Raw genomic sequence first — 15577 nt, 5'->3', positions numbered from 1 at the left:
ATCCGGTGGGTCCCTCAGACCCAGGAGCAGTCTCATGTCCGTTCTCCCTACCACCGCACTCTGTGGCGGCGCGCCGGCGCCGGTCGTGCGCACGCGGGCCCTGCACGTCGTGCCGGAGGCGAACACGCTGCCGAGCGTCGTCGGCGCCGGCCTGCGCGTCCCCACCCTGAGGGGCGAGGTCACCTACGCCAACCTCGACCACGCCGCCTCGACCCCGGCCCTGACCGAGGTCAAGGCTGCGGTCGACCGGGCGCTGGAGACGTACTCCTCCGTCCACCGCGGCGCCGGGTTCGCCTCCCGCCTGACGAGCGCGTGGTACGAGCAGGCCCGCTCCGAGGTGGCCGAGTTCGTCGGGGCCCGAGCGGACGACATCGTCGTCTTCACCCGCACGACCACGGACTCCTGGTCGGTGCTGTCCAGGGCCCTGCCGGGCCGCACGACCGTGTTCGTCTTCGGGACCGAGCACCACTCGACGCTGCTTCCGTGGGGCCGCTTCCGCACGGTCCGGCTTCCGGTCCCGGAGTCGGTCGAGGACGCCCACGCGCTGCTCGACGAGGCACTCTCGGAGCACCCATCGCGTCACCGGCTCGTGGTCATCGCGGCCGCGTCCAACGTGACCGGCGAGGTCTGGCCCGTCGAGCGGTTCGCGCGGCTCGCCCACGACCACGGGGCACGCATCGCCGTCGATGCCGCGCAGCTGTCCGCGCACCGCACCATCGACCTCGCCGCCTGGGATGCCGACTACGTCGCGTTCTCCGGCCACAAGACGTACGCCCCCTACGGCGCCGGCGTCCTCGCGGGCCGGTCCGACTGGCTCGACGCCGGCACGCCGTACCTGTTCGGCGGGGGCGCCACCCGTGCCGTCACCGAGGAGGGCACGACGTGGGCGGTCGGCCCGGCCCGCCATGAGGGCGGCAGCCCGAACGTCATCGGTGCCATCGCCCTCGCCGCGGCGTGCGCGACGATCCGCCAACACCGAGCCGCGATCGAGGCTCACGAGGAGCAGCTCCTGTCACGCCTGCGGGACGGCCTGGAGGACGTGCCCGGCGTCGAGGTGCTCCACATCTTCGATGATGAGCACGACCGGGTCGGCGTCGTGGCCTTCACCGTCGACGGCTTCGACTCCTCCCTCGTGTCGCAGGTGCTCTCCGTCGAGCACGGGATCGGTGTGCGTGACGGCAAGTTCTGCGCGCACCTGCTCGTCGATGAGCTCCTCGACGACCCCTGGGGCGAGCAGCCGGCTACCGCCGTCCGCGCCAGCATCGGGCTGGGCAGCACGGCGGAGGGCGTCGAGCGCCTCGTCACGGCGGTCCGCCGGCTGGTCGAGCAGGGCCCGGTCTCGTCCTGGTCGCACACCGAGGCGGGCTGGGTGCTCGACGGCGACGACCCGCGCGACATCGAGGTCGACCGGCCCTGGTGAGGCGCGGACCAGCGCGTCCTCGGCAACGTGGGAGGCGTGGGACGACGCGCTCACTCGACCAGTTCGGGACGGCGCGGCCCCCCGGCGGCGGTCAGCCGGCTTTCCGGAGGGCGTAGCTCGCCCACACGGCCGCGTGGTCGGCCCGGTTGTACGCAATCTCACCGGCGTCGACGAGGGTGAGCCCCCGGCTCAGCACGTGGTCGATCTGGACGTAGGGCGGCATACGGCTGTCGGAGTAGGGCCAGGTGCGCACCCAGCCCTGACCAGCCTCCCGCTGGGCGTCCATCAGCCCGGTCGCGAGGTCACGGAAGACCGGATGGCCGAAGGCCGCGTTGAAGTCACCGGCGATGAGCACCGGCTCGCTGCCCTGCTGCGCGTCCTTCCAGGCGTCGAGGCGCTGCAGGCCGGCGTGCCACTGGTCCGTCGCGCCGCGCAGCGGAGCCATCGGGTGCGCCACCTTGAGGCGCACCCGGCCTTCGGCGACAGTCACGTCGACCTCGGGCTGCGCGCTCGGCGTCGCCTCGACGGCAGGGTCGGTCCCGGCGCTGCGCAGGCTCAGCGGGTAGCGCGAGAGGATCATCGTGCCGGTGTAGGTGTCCGCCCGAGGCGTTCCGACCCGCTGCGTGAAGTAAGCGGTCGCGCCGTCGTCGTCGAGACCCTGGATGGCGTCCGGCGTGGCCTCCGTGAGCACGAGCACGTCGACGCTGTGGTAGCGCACGGCGTCCATCAGCTGCAGCGGGTTCGCCTGCCCGAAGCGCAGGTTCGCTGCCATGACCGTGAGGTCGCGGTCCGCCTTGGGCGACGCATGGGACCGGTACGTCGGCACGGCCATCGCCATCGCGACCGTGAGCGCCGCGACGACCGGCACCACCATCCACCACCGCCGCAGCAGCAGGGTCGCGGCTGTCAGCAGGATGAGCCCGACGACCACGAACGGGGCGCCGGACTGGATGACCACCACGAGGTATGCCGTCGAGTCCAGCCAGCGCAGCGCGCCCATCGCGACAAGGAGGACGAGCGCGACAGCGATGGCCACGTCCAGCCACCAGCGTGGGAGCCGAGCGCGCTCGTCGGACGCGTCGGGCTCCCCCTCGTCGACGGGTGCCGCAGCGGCGTACGTGGCGGTCATCTCAGGCCTGGAGCACGACCGGGATGATCATGGGCCGCCGGCGGATCTTGCCGCCGACCCAGGACCCGACGGCTCGCCGGATGACCTGCTGGAGCTGGTGGTCGTCGCGGACGCCGTTGGCGACCGCCTCCTCCACGGCGCGCTCCACCTTGGGGATGACCTGCTGGAAGATCTCCTCGTCCTCGACGAAGCCGCGCGCCGTGATCTCCGGGCCGGATGCGATCTTCCCGGTTGCGGCATCGAGCACGACGATGCAGGTGATGAAGCCCTCGTCGCGCAGGATCCGGCGGTCCTTGAGCAGGGCCTCGTCGGTGCCTCCGATGTTGGTGCCGTCGACGTAGATGTAGCCGCAGTCGACGACGCCGACGACCGCGGCGTGCCCGTCGACGAGGTCGACGACGACGCCGTCCTCGGCGAGCACGACGTGGTCGTCCGCGACACCGGTGCTCTTGGCCAGCTGCGCGTTGGCGAACATGTGGCGCCACTCGCCGTGGACGGGCATCACGTTGCGGGGCTTGACGATGTTGTAGGCGTAGAGGAGCTCACCGGCGCTCGCGTGGCCGGAGACGTGCACCTTGGCGTTGCCCTTGTGCACGACGTGGGCTCCAAGGCGCATCAGGCCGTTGATGACGCGGTAGACGGCGTTCTCGTTGCCGGGGATCAGGCTGCTTGCGAGCAGCACGGTGTCTCCGGGGCCGACGTTGATGCGGTGGTCGCGGTTGGCCATCCGGGACAGCGCGGCCATCGGCTCGCCCTGGGAGCCGGTGCAGATGAGCACCACCTGGTCGTCGTCGAGCGCGTCGATCCGCTTGAGGTCCACGAGGATGTCCTCGGGCACGTGGAGGTATCCGAGGTCTGCTGCGATGCCCATGTTGCGGACCATCGAGCGACCGACCATGGCGACCTTTCGCCCGGCCTTCTCCGCCGCGTCGAGAACCTGCTGGACGCGGTGGACGTGGCTGCTGAAGCAGGCGACGATGATGCGCCGCTCCGCGTGCCGGAACACCTTGTCGATGGCTGGTGCGATCTCGAGCTCAGGGGTGGTGAAGCCCGGCACGTCGGCGTTGGTGGAGTCCGTGAGGAACAGGTCGACGCCCTCCTCGCCGAGCCGCGCGAAGGCGCGCAGGTCGGTGAGCCGCCCGTCGAGGGGCAGCTGGTCCATCTTGAAGTCACCGGTGTGCAACAGCGAGCCGGCGTCGGTGCGGACGAAGACGGCGAGAGCGTCGGGGATCGAGTGGTTCACCGCGACGAACTCGAGGTCGAAGACCCCGAGCCGCTCCCGCTGCCCTTCTCGCACGGCCATGCTGAAGGGCCGGATCCGGTGCTCCTTGAGCTTGGCCTCGACGAGGGCCAGGGTCAGCGTCGACCCGATGAGCGGGATGTCCTGCTTGAGCCGGAGCAGGTACGGCACCGCGCCGATGTGGTCCTCGTGGCCGTGCGTGAGCACGATCGCCTCGATGTCGTCGAGGCGGTCCTGGATGTAGGAGAAGTCCGGGAGGATCAGGTCGACGCCGGGGTGGTGGTCCTCCGGGAAGAGGACGCCGCAGTCGATGATCAGCAGGCGGCCCTTGGTCTCGAGGACGGCCATGTTGCGGCCGACCTCGCCGAGCCCCCCGAGGGCCACGACCCGCAGGCCGTTCTCCGGAAGGGCGGGGGGCGGGGTCAGCTCGGGGTGAGGATGGCTCACAGGTGTCCTGTCGTTCGGTGGTGTCGTCGGCGGGAGCCGACCGAGGTCATTCGGCGACCGTCCCGAGGGCGTCGCGCAGGAGAGCGGTCTGCTCGTCGTCGGCCGGCACGAGTGGGAGGCGCACGGCGGGCGAGGCGATGACACCCTGCAGGGCCAGCCCCGCCTTGGCCATGATGGCCCCCTGAGTGACGTTCATGACGGCGTGGACGAGCGGGGCGAGGTGCCGGTGGACTGCGCGAGCGTCGTCCCAGCGCCCGTCGAGGACCGCGTCGGCCATCCGGCGGTATGCCGCTGGGGCCACCTGGGAGGTCACGCCGACGAAGCCGACCGCTCCGTTGCCGAAGTGCGCGAGGTTCATCGCGTCGTCGCCGGAGTACCAGTCCAGCCCGGTGACCTGCATCAGCTCGCTCGCCAGCCACAGGTCCCCACGGGCGTCCTTGACCGCACGGATGCGGTCGTGCTTGGCGATCCGCAGGTACGTCTCGCGGGCGATCGCGATGCCGGCCCGGCCGGGGATGTCGTAGATCATGACCGGGAGATCGCTCGCGTCGGCGAGGGCCAGGAAGTGCGCGACGAGTCCCGCTTGCGGAGGCTTGTTGTAGTACGGCGTCACGGCGAGGACGGCGTCGGCCCCGGCCTTCTCGGCGGCCCGGACCGACTCGACGCTCTTGGCGGTGTCGTTGCTCCCGGCGCCGGCGATGACGACGGCCCGGTCCCCGACGGCGTCGATGACCACCCGCAGCAGCTCGTCCTTCTCAGCAGCGGTGGTCGTCGGCGACTCGCCGGTCGTGCCTGAGATGACGAGCCCGTCGTGGCCGGCGTCGACCAGGTGGGTGGCCACGTGCGCCGCGGCGTCGAGGTCGACCGTGCCGTCGGGGCGCATCGGCGTGACCATCGCGGAGAGAACACGTCCGAGCGCGGGTGCGGCAGCCATGGGGCCAAGGTTAGCGCCCACGGCCGAGGGCACCGTGTGCACCCGCCGAGTGACGAGATGTCCGGTTCGGCCGGGATGCGACCGCACAGACGAAGCAAGGCACGACTCGCTCGGGGGTCCGAGTAGTGCCCTGCCGTCGGGTACATCGGCCCGCCTCCGGTGCCGTGGCCGGCCGCCCTCAACGCCGCTGGTAGGTCACCCACGCGAAGCCGTCGCGCTCCTGCCTCGACGTCTCTGCCCAGTCGTCGGCGTCGATCGCCGGGAAGGTGACCGAACCCTCCGGTGACTGTGCGACCTCGGTGATGAGCAGCCGAGCGGCATACGGCATCGCCTCCCGGTAGATCTCACCCCCGCCGACGACGTACACCTCGTCCGCGGGGCCGGCCAGTGCGAGCGCCTCGGCGAGCGAGTGCGCCGTCTCGACGTCCGGGTGCTGCCACTCGGGCTGGCGGGTGATGACGATGCTTCTGCGGCCGGGGAGGACTCCCATCGCATCGAACGTGCGCCGGCCCATCACCATCGGATGGCCCATGGTGGTGCGCTTGAAGTACTTGAGGTCCTCGGAGATGTGCCACGGCATGGTGAGCCCGTCTCCGATGACGCCGTTGCTGGCGACCGCGGCGATCATCGTCACATTGGTCATGTCCACAGGCTGGCACAGCCAGGGCCGGGGTGGCACGACCTGCAGGGCGCGGCGCCGGGTCAGACCGCGATCGGTGCCCTGATGCCCGGCTCGGCGACGTAGCCGACGAGCTCGAAGTCATCGACGTCGAACTCGTCAATGCTGCGGCGGTCCGGGTTGATGCGCATGGTCGGCAGCGAGTGCGGGGTGCGCGTGAGCTGGAGCCGCGCCTGGTCGAGGTGGTTGAGGTAGAGGTGCGCGTCGCCGAGGGTGTGCACGAACTCGCCCGGCTCGAGGTCGGTCAGGTGGGCGACCATCTGGGTGAGCAGGGCGTACGACGCGATGTTGAAGGGCACGCCGAGGAAGATGTCGGCGCTGCGCTGGTAGAGCTGGCAGGACAGACGTCGCCGGCCGTCGCTGCCGGCCGGAGAGACGTAGAACTGGAACAGCGTGTGGCACGGCGGCAGGGCCATGTCGTCGACATCCGCGACGTTCCAGGCCGAGACGACGAGCCGCCGGCTGTCGGGGTTGGTGCGGATCTGCTCGATGACCTTGGCGATCTGGTCGACCCGGCGCCCGTCGGGCGTCGGCCAGGAGCGCCACTGGTAGCCGTAGATCGGGCCGAGCTCACCGTCCTTGTCGGCCCACTCGTCCCAGATGGTGATGCCTCGCTCCTGCAGCCACCGCACGTTGGTGTCGCCGCGCAGGAACCACAGCAGCTCGCCGATGATCGACCGCAGGTGCAGCTTCTTCGTGGTCAGTGCCGGGAAGCCGTCGGCGAGGTCGAAGCGCATCTGGTGGCCGAAGACGCTGAGCGTGCCGGTGCCGGTCCGGTCGGACTTCTCCTGGCCGTGGGTCAGGACGGTGTCGAGGAGGTCGAGGTACTGCCGCACGCAGGCAGCGTAACCCGGCGCGACGACACCTCATCGGAGCCCCGCCGTGTGCACCATTCGTGGTGCCCGCCCCGATCAGCGCACACGAGCGGCCTGCGGTCTGGCGCTAGGGTCATACTGCCGGCCGAGCCTCGCAGCCAGCCCGGCGGCATGGCCGGACGGCCCCCTGCCAGCCTCTGGCGCGAAGGACCTGGCCCATCTCCACCGCGAGCCGGCATGGAGTTCCGGCGACGTCGATCCAGAACACTCTGACGGTCAGCCAGCCGTCCGCCGCGGCACCGCGGTCGCGACGACCATCGCGCTGCCGACCGCGCCATCCGTCGTGACCGCGCCGCCCGTCCACCTCGACGACGACCATCGGCTCCTCGTAGACCGAGTCCCTCACGGTTGACGACCTGCCGGGTCCCTGTCGGAGCCCGACTGGTAGCCCGTGAGCACGTTCCACATCACGCACATAGCGAAGCTCCGCGACGCTCTCCACGCCCTCCCCGATGTCCGCAAGGCACTCCGCGAGCAGGGCGTGATGGGTCTGGTTCGGGCGTGCGCGGAGCGCCGTCGCCATCCTCCGTTCGTCCGTGAGACCGAGCTGACTCGCCTTGGCGATCAGCGCGACAACCCCATCGAGACCCTTGCCGACCGACAGGTCGAGGATGGTGTGCTCGACCGTGGTGCGATGGGGCCAGACGTGAGGATCGGTCCGCTGGACCATGGCCCGGCTGCGAGTCGTCCGCACCCCTGGAAGGGCCGATCGACGGCGACCGGCCGGAACCACGAGCTCGATCAGTGACCCAGGGTCCGGTAGCAGCCCCCATGCAAAGGCGGCGCTGCGCCCACACAGAGCCGCGGGCGTCCCGACTGCGAGAAGGGCAGCCACGGCATGCATCTCCCAGTCGTCGCGCCCCGGCGTGGTCAGATAGACACCGGGGTGCAGTGTGACCCAGCGACTCGAGGCGACCTTCCATCGGATTTGCTCGTCGGTGAAGCCGCCCGACAGAGCCTGTCGCCGAGTGACGAGACCCGACTGCCCCGCGATGCGGGCGCGCAGGAGCCGGTCTACCGAACCGCTCCGCCGCCCCTGCGTCATCGCACCATGGTGGGCACCCGCCGTGATGGGCCTGCCCGACGATCCACAGGGCCGTGCTTCGGCCGGGGCCCTGTGTGCGTGCTTGTGGGCGATAGCCCCGATCAGCGCACACGGGCGCCCCGCCGCGTGACGCCTCAGGCGGCGGTGGTGTTGGCGTCGAGCTGCTGGGCCACCGCTCGGGCCGCGACGCGCCCGGCCCGGTTCGCGCCGATGGTCGAGGCCGACGGACCGTAGCCCACGAAGTGGACGCGACGGTCCCGGACGGCGCTCGTGAAGGTGTGCTGGTCGAACGGAGCGCGCAGCTGTATGCCGCCCATCCGGTTACGCAGGCGCAGCGGAGCCAGGTGCCCCAGCGTCGCCCGGAACCCCGTCGCCCAGAGGATGGCGTCAGCGGCCTCGAAGGTGCCATCGGCCCAGCGCACGCCGTCGGGCTCGATGCGCGAGAACATCGGGCGGCGGTCGTAGGCGCCCAGCCTCGCCGCGCGCTGCTCCTGGGGTCGCAGCATCAGTCCGGTGACGCTGACGACGCTCCGCGGCGGAAGGCCACGGGCGACACGGTCCTCGACCAGCGCAACCGCCTCCCTGCCGGCGTTCTCGTTGAACTGCCCTGTGCGCCAGACTGGTTCGCGTCGAGTGACCCAGGTCGTGTGCGCCACCGGTGCCAGCTCGCCGAGGATCTGCACGGCGGACGCGCCTCCGCCGACGACGATGACGCGTTGGCCCGCAAGGCTCTCCGGCCCTGCGTATTCGACCGTGTGCAGCTGCCTCCCGCGGAACGTCTCCGCCCCCGGGTAGTACGGCACGAACGGGGTCTCCCAGGTGCCCGATGCGTTGACGAGCGACTGGGTGATCCAGGTGCCGTCGGTCGTCTCGACACGCAGCGGTCCGTCCGGGTCGTCGTCGACCGCCCTGACGGACGTCACACGCACGGGGCGGACGACGGGCAGGTCGAAACGCTCCTCGTAGGCGGCGAAGTAGGCGGGCACCGCGACGCTGGCCCGCGCTGCGGGGTCGACATTGGTGAACGGCATACCCGGGAGGTCGGCGACGCCGTGCACGTCGTGCATCGTCAGGCTGTCCCAGCGATGCTGCCAGGCACCGCCCGGCCGCTCGTTCGCGTCGAGGACGACGAACGGCCCGATCCCGAGCCGTGCGAGGTGATGCGCCACCGAGAGTCCGGCCTGGCCCGCTCCGACCACCACCACATCGACGTTGTCCACGACCGTTGAACGCGCAACGACCTTGCGATCTTCCTCGCCGATGCGCGGCGGTCAGGCGTCGTAGTCGAGGCTTACTTCGTCGGTCACCGGGTGGCTCTGGCAGGCGAGGACCACTCCGGCGGCGACCTCGTCGGGCTCCAAGGCGTAGTTGCGGTCCATCCGGACCTCCCCGACGACGAGGCGCGCCCGGCAGGTGCCGCACACGCCGTTGGTGCACGAGAACGGCGCGTCGGGCCGCATCCGCAGGGTGGCGTCGAGGATCGACTCGTCCTTCGACGGCATCGGGATCACCGTCGTGCGCCCGTCGAGGTTGACAGTCACGGTCGCCGCCGGCGGCGCGCCCGCGTCGACGACGACCTTGCGCTTGGGCTCTGTCCCGTCGTCGACGTGGAAGATCTCGTGGTGAATGTGGTGCGGGTCGACGCCGTTGTCCTGGAGCAGGCTCTCGGCTCCCGTGACCATGCCGAACGGACCGCACAGATACCACTCGTCGACCGACTCGACCGGCACGAGCCTGCCGAAGATCTCGGTGAGCCGCTCCGCGTCGAGGCGTCCGTGGAAGAGCTCGACGTCCTGGGCCTCGCGGGACAGGACGTTGATGAGGTGGAAGCGGCCCGGGAAGCGGTTCTTGAGGTCCTCGAGCTCCTCCAGGAACATGATCGTGCTCGTGCGGCGGTTGCCGAAGAGGAGCGTTGCGCGTGAGCCGGGCTCCTCCTCCAGGACGGTCGTCAGAAGGGACAGGACGGGCGTGATCCCCGAGCCGGCGGCGACGGCCACGTGATGACGTATGCCGTCCGGTTGCGTCGGGCACGTGAACGACCCGAGCGGGGTCATCACCTCGACGACGTCGCCGGCCGCGACGATGTCGTTCATCCACGTCGACATGCGGCCCTCGGGCACACGAGCCACCGCGACACGTCGCAGCCCGTCCATGCCGACGGCGTTGCGGGACTGGCAGATCGAGTACGACTGGCGGACGTCCTCGCCCGCGATGGGTGCTCGCACCGTCAGGTGCTGGCCCGGCAGGAAGACGTACTCGTCGCGCAGGTCCTCGGGCACTTCGAAGGTCACCGCCACCGCGTCGTCGGTGAGCCTCTCGACCGAGGCCACCCTGAGCGGGTGGAAGCGAGCCCGATGGCGTGCGGGGGCGGGTGAAGTGGTCACGTCGGTCATTCAGATGGCCTTGAACTCGTCGAACGGCTCGAGACAGGCGTTACAGCGCCGCAGCGCCTTGCAGGCCGTCGAGCCGAAATGGGCGATCTCGGTGGTGTCGTCCGAGCCGCAGTGCGGGCAGGTCACGACGTGTGTGGTGAGGGTGACCGGCACCGGGCCGCGCGGCCTCCCGGCCTCGACGGCGCCGGGCGGCGCGATGCCGAACCGGTGCAGCGCCTGCTTGCCCTCCTCGGTCATCCAGTCGGTCGTCCACGCGGGGGCGAGCTGCGTGACGACGCGGACGGCATACCCCTGCTGTTCCCCCTCGAAGACGACACGCGACGCGATCGCCTCCATGGCGGGGCACCCGCTGTAGGTCGGGGTGATCGTCGCTACGACGGTGCGCGTGTCGTCGTCCACCTCGACCGACCGCAGGATGCCCAGGTCGGCGATCGAGACGACCGGGACCTCTGGGTCCGGGATGCGCGAGATCGCTTCTGCCACAGCCGTGCTCGACCGCGCACTGGACGCTGGGCTGGTGGCCACCGGGCTCACCAGGTGGCCCCGGGATGGGAGCGCGCGATGTGCTGCATCTCGGCAAGGAGGGACCCCATCGGCCGTGAGTGGACGCCGTCCCGACCGCCGCGTGAGCGCCATTTCGACTCGGTGGGCAGCGTCAGCGTCGCCTGCTCGACGACCTGGGCGACCCGTGCGACGGCAGCATCGTGCAGAGCCGAGGGCAGGACGCCAACGCCGGCCTCGGCGGCCGCGACCGAGGCCGGGTCATCCTCGAACAGCTCGGCGAGGTAGGGCAGCACCCACTCGAGCGCCGCCTGCATGCGACGGTGCGACTCGTCCGTGCCGTCGCCGAGGCGAACCACCCACAGCGAGGCGTGGTCGAGGTGGTAGCGCACCTCCTTGAGGGCCTTGCCCGCCACCCCGACGACCATCTCGTCCGCAGAGCCGGCCAGCGCCGAGTGCAGCTCGACCTGCCATGCGGAGAACCACAGCAGCCGAGCCATTTCCTGCGCGAAGTCACCTCGCTCCTGCTCGACGAGGTGGACGTTGCGCCACTGGCGCTCGTCGCGCTGCATCGCGTAGTCGTCCTCGTGGCGGCCGGTGCCGTCGATCGTCCCGATGTACGGGTAGAGCGCGCGCGCCTGCCCCAGCAGGTCGAGGGAGATGTTGCCGAGGGCCATGTCCTCCTCGATCTGGGGGGCGTTGGTCAGCCACTCGGCGAGCCGCTGGGCGTAGACGACGGCGTCATCGGCGAGCCCGAGCAGGTATTCCGCCGAGCCCCTTTGTGTCGCAAGCTCGCTCATAGGTACTCGACGTCCTCGGGCACGTCGTAGAAGGTCGGGTGGCGGTAGACCTTGTCCGCGGCCGGGTCGAAGAAGGAGTCCTTCTCGGTCGGGCTGCTCGCCGTAATGTCGTCGGCCTTGACGACCCAGATCGACACGCCCTCCTGCCGGCGGGTGTAGACATCCCGCGCGTTGCGCAGTGCCAGCGGGGCGTCCGGGGCGTGCAGCGACCCCACGTGAACGTGGGACAGGCCCCGCTTGCCTCGCACGAAGACCTCCCAGAGAGGCCAGCTGCGCTCGGTGCTCGACGGCGAGGTGGCCGCTCCGTTGACGTCTCCGCTCACGCGGCACTCTCCTTGACCTTGACAGCATGCTTGGCGGCATAGGCGTTGGCGGCCTCGCGGACCCAGGCGCCGTCGTCGTGAGCCTTGCGGCGATGGGCGATCCGCTCGGCGTTGCACGGCCCGTCGCCTCGCAGCACCCGCCAGAACTCGTCCCAGTCGATCTCGCCGAAGTCGTAGTGGCCGCGCTCCTCGTTCCACCGGATGTCGGGGTCGGGCAGGGTCACGCCGAGCTTCTCCGCCTGGGGCACGGTCATATCGACGAACTTCTGGCGCAGGTCGTCGTTGCTGAACCGCTTGATGCCCCAGGCCATCGACTGCTCGGTGTGGCCGCCCTTGGCCGCCTCACCGGTGTCGGGCGGGCCGAACATCGCCAGCGCCGGCCACCACCAGCGGTTCGCGGCGTCCTGGGCCATGGCCTGCTGCTCCGGCGTGCCACGCATGAGTGTCCAGAGGATCTCGAATCCCTGACGCTGATGGAACGACTCCTCCTTGCAGACCCGGATCATCGCGCGGGCGTACGGGCCGTAGGAGCACCGGCAGAGCGGGACCTGGTTCATGATCGCCGCGCCGTCGACGAGCCAGCCGATGGCGCCGCAGTCGGCCCAGGTCAGCGTCGGGTAGTTGAAGATCGAGGAGTACTTCTGCTTGCCGCTGTGCAACCGGTCGAGCAGCTCCTGCCGGTCGATGCCGAGGGTCTCAGCCGCCGAGTAGAGGTAGAGCCCGTGGCCGGCCTCGTCCTGCACCTTCGCGATGAGAATGGCCTTGCGGCGCAGTGAGGGGGCACGGCTGATCCAGTTGCCCTCGGGCTGCATGCCGATGATCTCGGAGTGTGCGTGCTGGGCGATCTGGCGGATCAGGGTCTCGCGGTACGTGTCCGGCATGACGTCGCGCGGCTCGATCCGCTGGTCAGCTGCGAGGAGAGCCTCGAAGTCTCCCTCGGCCTCGGCGCGCCGTTGGTCGTGCGTCAGGGCCTCGTCGTAGGCGTCCGTCTCGGCAGCGTTGAGCGGCTCGTTGGGGTCGATGACGTCGTTGCCATACATGTGTCCAGTATGCGAGAAGGACGCCACCACCCACAAAGTGGCCCCTCCGTGCCCCGAGAGGCGGCTGAGAGGATGCCTGGGTGACCGGACCAGACGCCACGGGACAGCCGCCCACCGACCCGCACGACCACGGGCACGACCACGGGCACGACCACGGGCACGACCACGGGCACGACCACGGGTCGGGCGAGCCGGGTCCGGTGGCGGACGCGAGCGTCCGGGTCGCCCGCGTCTCGGACGCTCCCGCGGTGGGCCTTGTGCAGGCGGTCGTCTGGCGCGAGGCGTATGCCGGGCTGCTCCCCGAGGACGTCGTGGCGCAGTTCGAGCCGCGCGCCTTCGCCACCGCCTGGCGCGACTCGCTGGCGAGCCCGCCCTCCCCCGACCACGTGCTGCTCGTGGCGTGCGCGGGCGAGCAGGTCGTGGGACTTGCGGCTGTCGGCCCGTCCTCCGACCCCGACGGGCAGGCGGTCGCCGAGCTGCTCGTCCTCGCGGTGCATCCCGAGGCCCGCAGGCAGGGACACGGCTCGCGCCTGCTCAACGCGGTGGTCGACACAGCGCGGGCGCGCGGACACGAGACGCTGACGGTGTGGGTCGTCGCAGACTCGCCCGACACCAGGCGGTTCCTCACCGCGGCCGGGCTGCAGGCCGACGGAGCCCATCGCGAACGGGTCGTGTCCGAAGGCGGCGCAACCGCCCTGGAGGTGCGGCTCAGCGCCGCCGTCGGGCCCGCGGAGGCGCGATGACCGCCGAGACCATCGATCCCCCGCTCAACCCGGACGTTCGTCGCTCGGTTGTGCGGCAGAGCCTCTCGGTCGGCGTTGCAACCGGTGCGTACGGCATCAGCTTCGGGGCACTGGCCGTCACCGCGGGCCTGTCCGTGTGGCAGGCGATGGCCTTGTCCCTGCTGATGTTCACGGGCGGGTCGCAGTTCGCTTTCGTCGGCATCGTCGCGAACGGCCTGCACGCCGCACCCGCCGCCATCGCCGCCTCCTCGATGCTCGGGATCCGCAACGGCCTCTACGCCCTCGAGCTCACGCAGCTGCTGCGGGCGCGTGGCCCCGGCAAGGTCGCTGCGGCGCACCTGACCATCGACGAGTCGACCGCTGTCGCCGTGTCCCAGGACGACACGCGCGCCTCGCGTCTGGGCTTCTGGCTCACCGGTCTGACGGTCTTCCTGCTGTGGAACCTCGCCACCCTCGCGGGCGCCCTGATCGGCAACGCGATCGGCGACCCGCGCACCTACGGCCTCGACGCCGCCGCGTGTGCGGCATTCACCGCACTGCTCTGGCCGCGGCTGAAGGACCGCGACGCGGTCGCGATCGCGGCGGTGGGCGCCGTCGTCGCGGTGCTGCTGGCGCCCTCGGTGCCGCCCGGCATACCCGTGGTGGCTGCGGCCGGGGCCGCGCTGCTCGCCCTGCGCACGCCTCGCGAGCCGCGCCCGGCGGCGGGTGGTGCGTCATGACCTTGTGGGTCGCGATCCTCGTCGCGGCCGCGATCGCCTTCGGCATCAAGCTGGCCGGCCACCTCGTGCCGGCGCACATTCTTGCCGAGCCACGCATCAAGCGGGTGACAGCGGCGCTGCCGGTTGCCCTGCTCGCCGCCCTCGTCGCGACCCAGGCCTTCACGTCGCCCGACGGGTCGTTCGTCCTCGACGCTCGCGCTGCGGCGGTGCTCGTGGCCGTCGTCGCGCTGCTGCTCCGTGCGCCCTTCATCGTGGTCGTCGTGCTCGGCGCGGTGACTGCGGCGGGGTTGCGGGCCCTCGGCTGGGCCTGACCTCACGTCGTCACCAGCGCGGGTCGATGTACCTCCGCGTCGGATGCGCCGCGCAGACACATCGAACGCAGGGTCCTCAGGCGATGCCGAGGTAGTGCTCGAGCCCGACCGTGAGGCCGGGGTGGTCAGCCACGGCTCGGACCGCCGCAACGACTCCGGGCATGAAGGACGCACGGTCGAACGAGTCGTGCCGGATCGTCAGCTGCTCCCCCGGGTTGCCGAGCAGCACCTCCTGGTGAGCGGTGAGCCCCCGCAGCCGCACCGAGTGCACGGGTATGCCGTCCACCTTCGCTCCCCGCGCCCCTGCCGGGTCGTGAGTGGTGGCGTCCGGGAGCGGCGCCGACCCGGCGGTGGACCGGGCGGCCGCCACCATCGCAGCTGTGCGTGCCGCCGTGCCGGACGGCGCGTCGACCTTGGCGGGGTGGTGGAGCTCGATGACCTCGACCGACTCGAAGAACGGGGCGGCCTTGGCCGCGAACGACATCATGAGCAGAGCGCCGATCGCGAAGTTCGGGGCGATGAGGACGCCGACTCCGCTGCCCGTACTGGCGGGCGGCGCAGCGGCGAGCTGACCGCGCAGCGCCTCGAGCCTGGTCTCGTCCCATCCGGTCGTCCCGACCACGACATGCACCCCCCGCTCGACGCAGTGGGCGACGTTGCCCGGCGAGGCGGCGGGGACGGTGAGCTCGACAGCGACGTCGGCACCACCGAGGTCGCCGAGGTCATCGCTCGACCCGAACGCCGCGACGAGCCGGAGCCCGTCCGCCGCCTCGACGGCCTTGACCGCCTCCGACCCCATCCGGCCGTTCGCGCCGATGACGGCCACCTTCGTCTCTCGCGTCGCGGCACCGCTGGTCTCAGTCACCCGCCACAGCGTAGCCAGCGCGTCTCGCCGGCGGCTGTCGTCAACGGCATACGGACGCGGGGCGTCAATGTGACGGGAGGAACTGCGCCTCGGGCCCGCCGGACGCACACTGG

17 protein-coding genes are annotated in these 15577 nt (G+C 71.0%); 4 read left to right on the top strand and 13 right to left on the bottom strand.

The annotated features are described in order from the left end of the window. The first annotated feature begins 34 nt into the window (after positions 1-34). Positions 35-1420, top strand: coding sequence for an aminotransferase class V-fold PLP-dependent enzyme (locus ACYVLP_RS10985; RefSeq protein WP_460627382.1), 1386 nt, complete (start codon positions 35-37; stop codon positions 1418-1420). A 91-nt stretch (positions 1421-1511) separates the two neighbouring features. On the opposite strand, the gene ACYVLP_RS10980 is transcribed toward ACYVLP_RS10985, so the two are convergent. The 12 genes from ACYVLP_RS10980 to paaA all read right to left on the bottom strand — a co-directional run bounded on the left by ACYVLP_RS10980 (position 1512) and on the right by paaA (position 12826). After that, positions 1512-2549, bottom strand: a complete 1038-nt coding sequence (locus ACYVLP_RS10980) for an endonuclease/exonuclease/phosphatase family protein (RefSeq protein ID WP_460627381.1) — start codon at positions 2547-2549, stop codon at positions 1512-1514. 1 nt (position 2550) lies between these two features. Continuing rightward, positions 2551-4236 (bottom strand): ribonuclease J, encoded by a 1686-nt coding sequence (locus tag ACYVLP_RS10975; RefSeq protein WP_460627380.1) that lies wholly within the window; start codon positions 4234-4236, stop codon positions 2551-2553. A 46-nt stretch (positions 4237-4282) separates the two neighbouring features. Then, a complete protein-coding gene (gene dapA, locus ACYVLP_RS10970; RefSeq protein WP_460627379.1) occupies positions 4283-5170 on the bottom strand; it encodes a 4-hydroxy-tetrahydrodipicolinate synthase in 888 nt (295 codons plus the stop codon). A 178-nt stretch (positions 5171-5348) separates the two neighbouring features. Further along, positions 5349-5813, bottom strand: coding sequence for a dihydrofolate reductase (locus ACYVLP_RS10965; RefSeq protein WP_460627378.1), 465 nt, complete (start codon positions 5811-5813; stop codon positions 5349-5351). Positions 5814-5872: 59 nt separating this feature from the next. Beyond that, positions 5873-6685, bottom strand: coding sequence for a thymidylate synthase (locus ACYVLP_RS10960; protein WP_460627377.1), 813 nt, complete (start codon positions 6683-6685; stop codon positions 5873-5875). Positions 6686-6797: 112 nt separating this feature from the next. Further along, positions 6798-7769, bottom strand: a complete 972-nt coding sequence (locus ACYVLP_RS10955) for a hypothetical protein (RefSeq protein ID WP_460627376.1) — start codon at positions 7767-7769, stop codon at positions 6798-6800. Between the two features lie 134 nt (positions 7770-7903). Then, positions 7904-8989 carry an FAD-dependent oxidoreductase gene (locus ACYVLP_RS10950; protein WP_460627375.1) on the bottom strand — a complete coding sequence of 362 codons (1086 nt, stop codon included), beginning with the start codon at positions 8987-8989 and terminating at the stop codon, positions 7904-7906. A gap of 51 nt (positions 8990-9040) precedes the next feature. Continuing rightward, on the bottom strand, positions 9041-10162 hold the full coding sequence (paaE, locus tag ACYVLP_RS10945) for a 1,2-phenylacetyl-CoA epoxidase subunit PaaE (RefSeq protein ID WP_460627374.1): 1122 nt from the start codon (positions 10160-10162) through the stop codon (positions 9041-9043). Continuing rightward, on the bottom strand, positions 10163-10645 hold the full coding sequence (gene paaD, locus ACYVLP_RS10940) for a 1,2-phenylacetyl-CoA epoxidase subunit PaaD (protein ID WP_460627373.1): 483 nt from the start codon (positions 10643-10645) through the stop codon (positions 10163-10165). A gap of 47 nt (positions 10646-10692) precedes the next feature. Further along, a complete protein-coding gene (paaC, locus tag ACYVLP_RS10935) occupies positions 10693-11463 on the bottom strand; it encodes a 1,2-phenylacetyl-CoA epoxidase subunit PaaC (RefSeq protein WP_460627372.1) in 771 nt (256 codons plus the stop codon). Continuing rightward, complete coding sequence (gene paaB, locus ACYVLP_RS10930; RefSeq protein WP_460627371.1) at positions 11460-11786, bottom strand: 1,2-phenylacetyl-CoA epoxidase subunit PaaB; 327 nt, start codon at positions 11784-11786, stop codon at positions 11460-11462. The genes paaC and paaB overlap by 4 nt, the downstream gene beginning before the upstream one ends. Beyond that, positions 11783-12826: a 1,2-phenylacetyl-CoA epoxidase subunit PaaA gene (gene paaA / locus ACYVLP_RS10925; protein WP_460627370.1), complete on the bottom strand. Its 1044-nt coding sequence runs from the start codon at positions 12824-12826 to the stop codon at positions 11783-11785. Before paaA ends, paaB begins: the two co-directional genes overlap by 4 nt. A gap of 80 nt (positions 12827-12906) precedes the next feature. On the opposite strand from paaA, the gene ACYVLP_RS10920 reads away from it, so the two are divergent. From ACYVLP_RS10920 to ACYVLP_RS10910, 3 genes are read left to right on the top strand one after another with little or no spacing between them, the layout of a single operon-like run. Continuing rightward, positions 12907-13569 (top strand): GNAT family N-acetyltransferase, encoded by a 663-nt coding sequence (locus tag ACYVLP_RS10920; protein WP_460627369.1) that lies wholly within the window; start codon positions 12907-12909, stop codon positions 13567-13569. Continuing rightward, positions 13566-14288: an AzlC family ABC transporter permease gene (locus ACYVLP_RS10915; protein WP_460627368.1), complete on the top strand. Its 723-nt coding sequence runs from the start codon at positions 13566-13568 to the stop codon at positions 14286-14288. The genes ACYVLP_RS10920 and ACYVLP_RS10915 overlap by 4 nt, the downstream gene beginning before the upstream one ends. Further along, positions 14285-14599: an AzlD domain-containing protein gene (locus ACYVLP_RS10910; RefSeq protein WP_460627367.1), complete on the top strand. Its 315-nt coding sequence runs from the start codon at positions 14285-14287 to the stop codon at positions 14597-14599. Before ACYVLP_RS10915 ends, ACYVLP_RS10910 begins: the two co-directional genes overlap by 4 nt. Positions 14600-14675: 76 nt before the next feature. On the opposite strand, the gene dapB is transcribed toward ACYVLP_RS10910, so the two are convergent. Further along, positions 14676-15464: a 4-hydroxy-tetrahydrodipicolinate reductase gene (gene dapB / locus ACYVLP_RS10905; protein ID WP_460627366.1), complete on the bottom strand. Its 789-nt coding sequence runs from the start codon at positions 15462-15464 to the stop codon at positions 14676-14678. Positions 15465-15577: the final 113 nt, after the last annotated feature.

Source organism: Intrasporangium mesophilum, from assembly GCF_054783095.1.
This window is presented reverse-complemented; position numbering and strand designations above follow the sequence as displayed.

Excerpts from the sequence above, each read along its gene's own strand:
- paaE (WP_460627374.1), bottom strand. The coding sequence starts at position 10,162 with ATGACCGACGTGACCACTTCACCCGCCCCCGCACGCCATCGGGCTCGC.
- dapA (WP_460627379.1), bottom strand. The coding sequence starts at position 5,170 with ATGGCTGCCGCACCCGCGCTCGGACGTGTTCTCTCCGCGATGGTCACG.
- paaC (WP_460627372.1), bottom strand. The coding sequence starts at position 11,463 with ATGAGCGAGCTTGCGACACAAAGGGGCTCGGCGGAATACCTGCTCGGG.
- ACYVLP_RS10910 (WP_460627367.1), top strand. The coding sequence starts at position 14,285 with ATGACCTTGTGGGTCGCGATCCTCGTCGCGGCCGCGATCGCCTTCGGC.
- ACYVLP_RS10985 (WP_460627382.1), top strand. The coding sequence starts at position 35 with ATGTCCGTTCTCCCTACCACCGCACTCTGTGGCGGCGCGCCGGCGCCG.
- ACYVLP_RS10955 (WP_460627376.1), bottom strand. The coding sequence starts at position 7,769 with ATGACGCAGGGGCGGCGGAGCGGTTCGGTAGACCGGCTCCTGCGCGCC.
- ACYVLP_RS10915 (WP_460627368.1), top strand. The coding sequence starts at position 13,566 with ATGACCGCCGAGACCATCGATCCCCCGCTCAACCCGGACGTTCGTCGC.
- ACYVLP_RS10980 (WP_460627381.1), bottom strand. The coding sequence starts at position 2,549 with ATGACCGCCACGTACGCCGCTGCGGCACCCGTCGACGAGGGGGAGCCC.
- ACYVLP_RS10965 (WP_460627378.1), bottom strand. The coding sequence starts at position 5,813 with ATGACCAATGTGACGATGATCGCCGCGGTCGCCAGCAACGGCGTCATC.
- paaA (WP_460627370.1), bottom strand. The coding sequence starts at position 12,826 with ATGTATGGCAACGACGTCATCGACCCCAACGAGCCGCTCAACGCTGCC.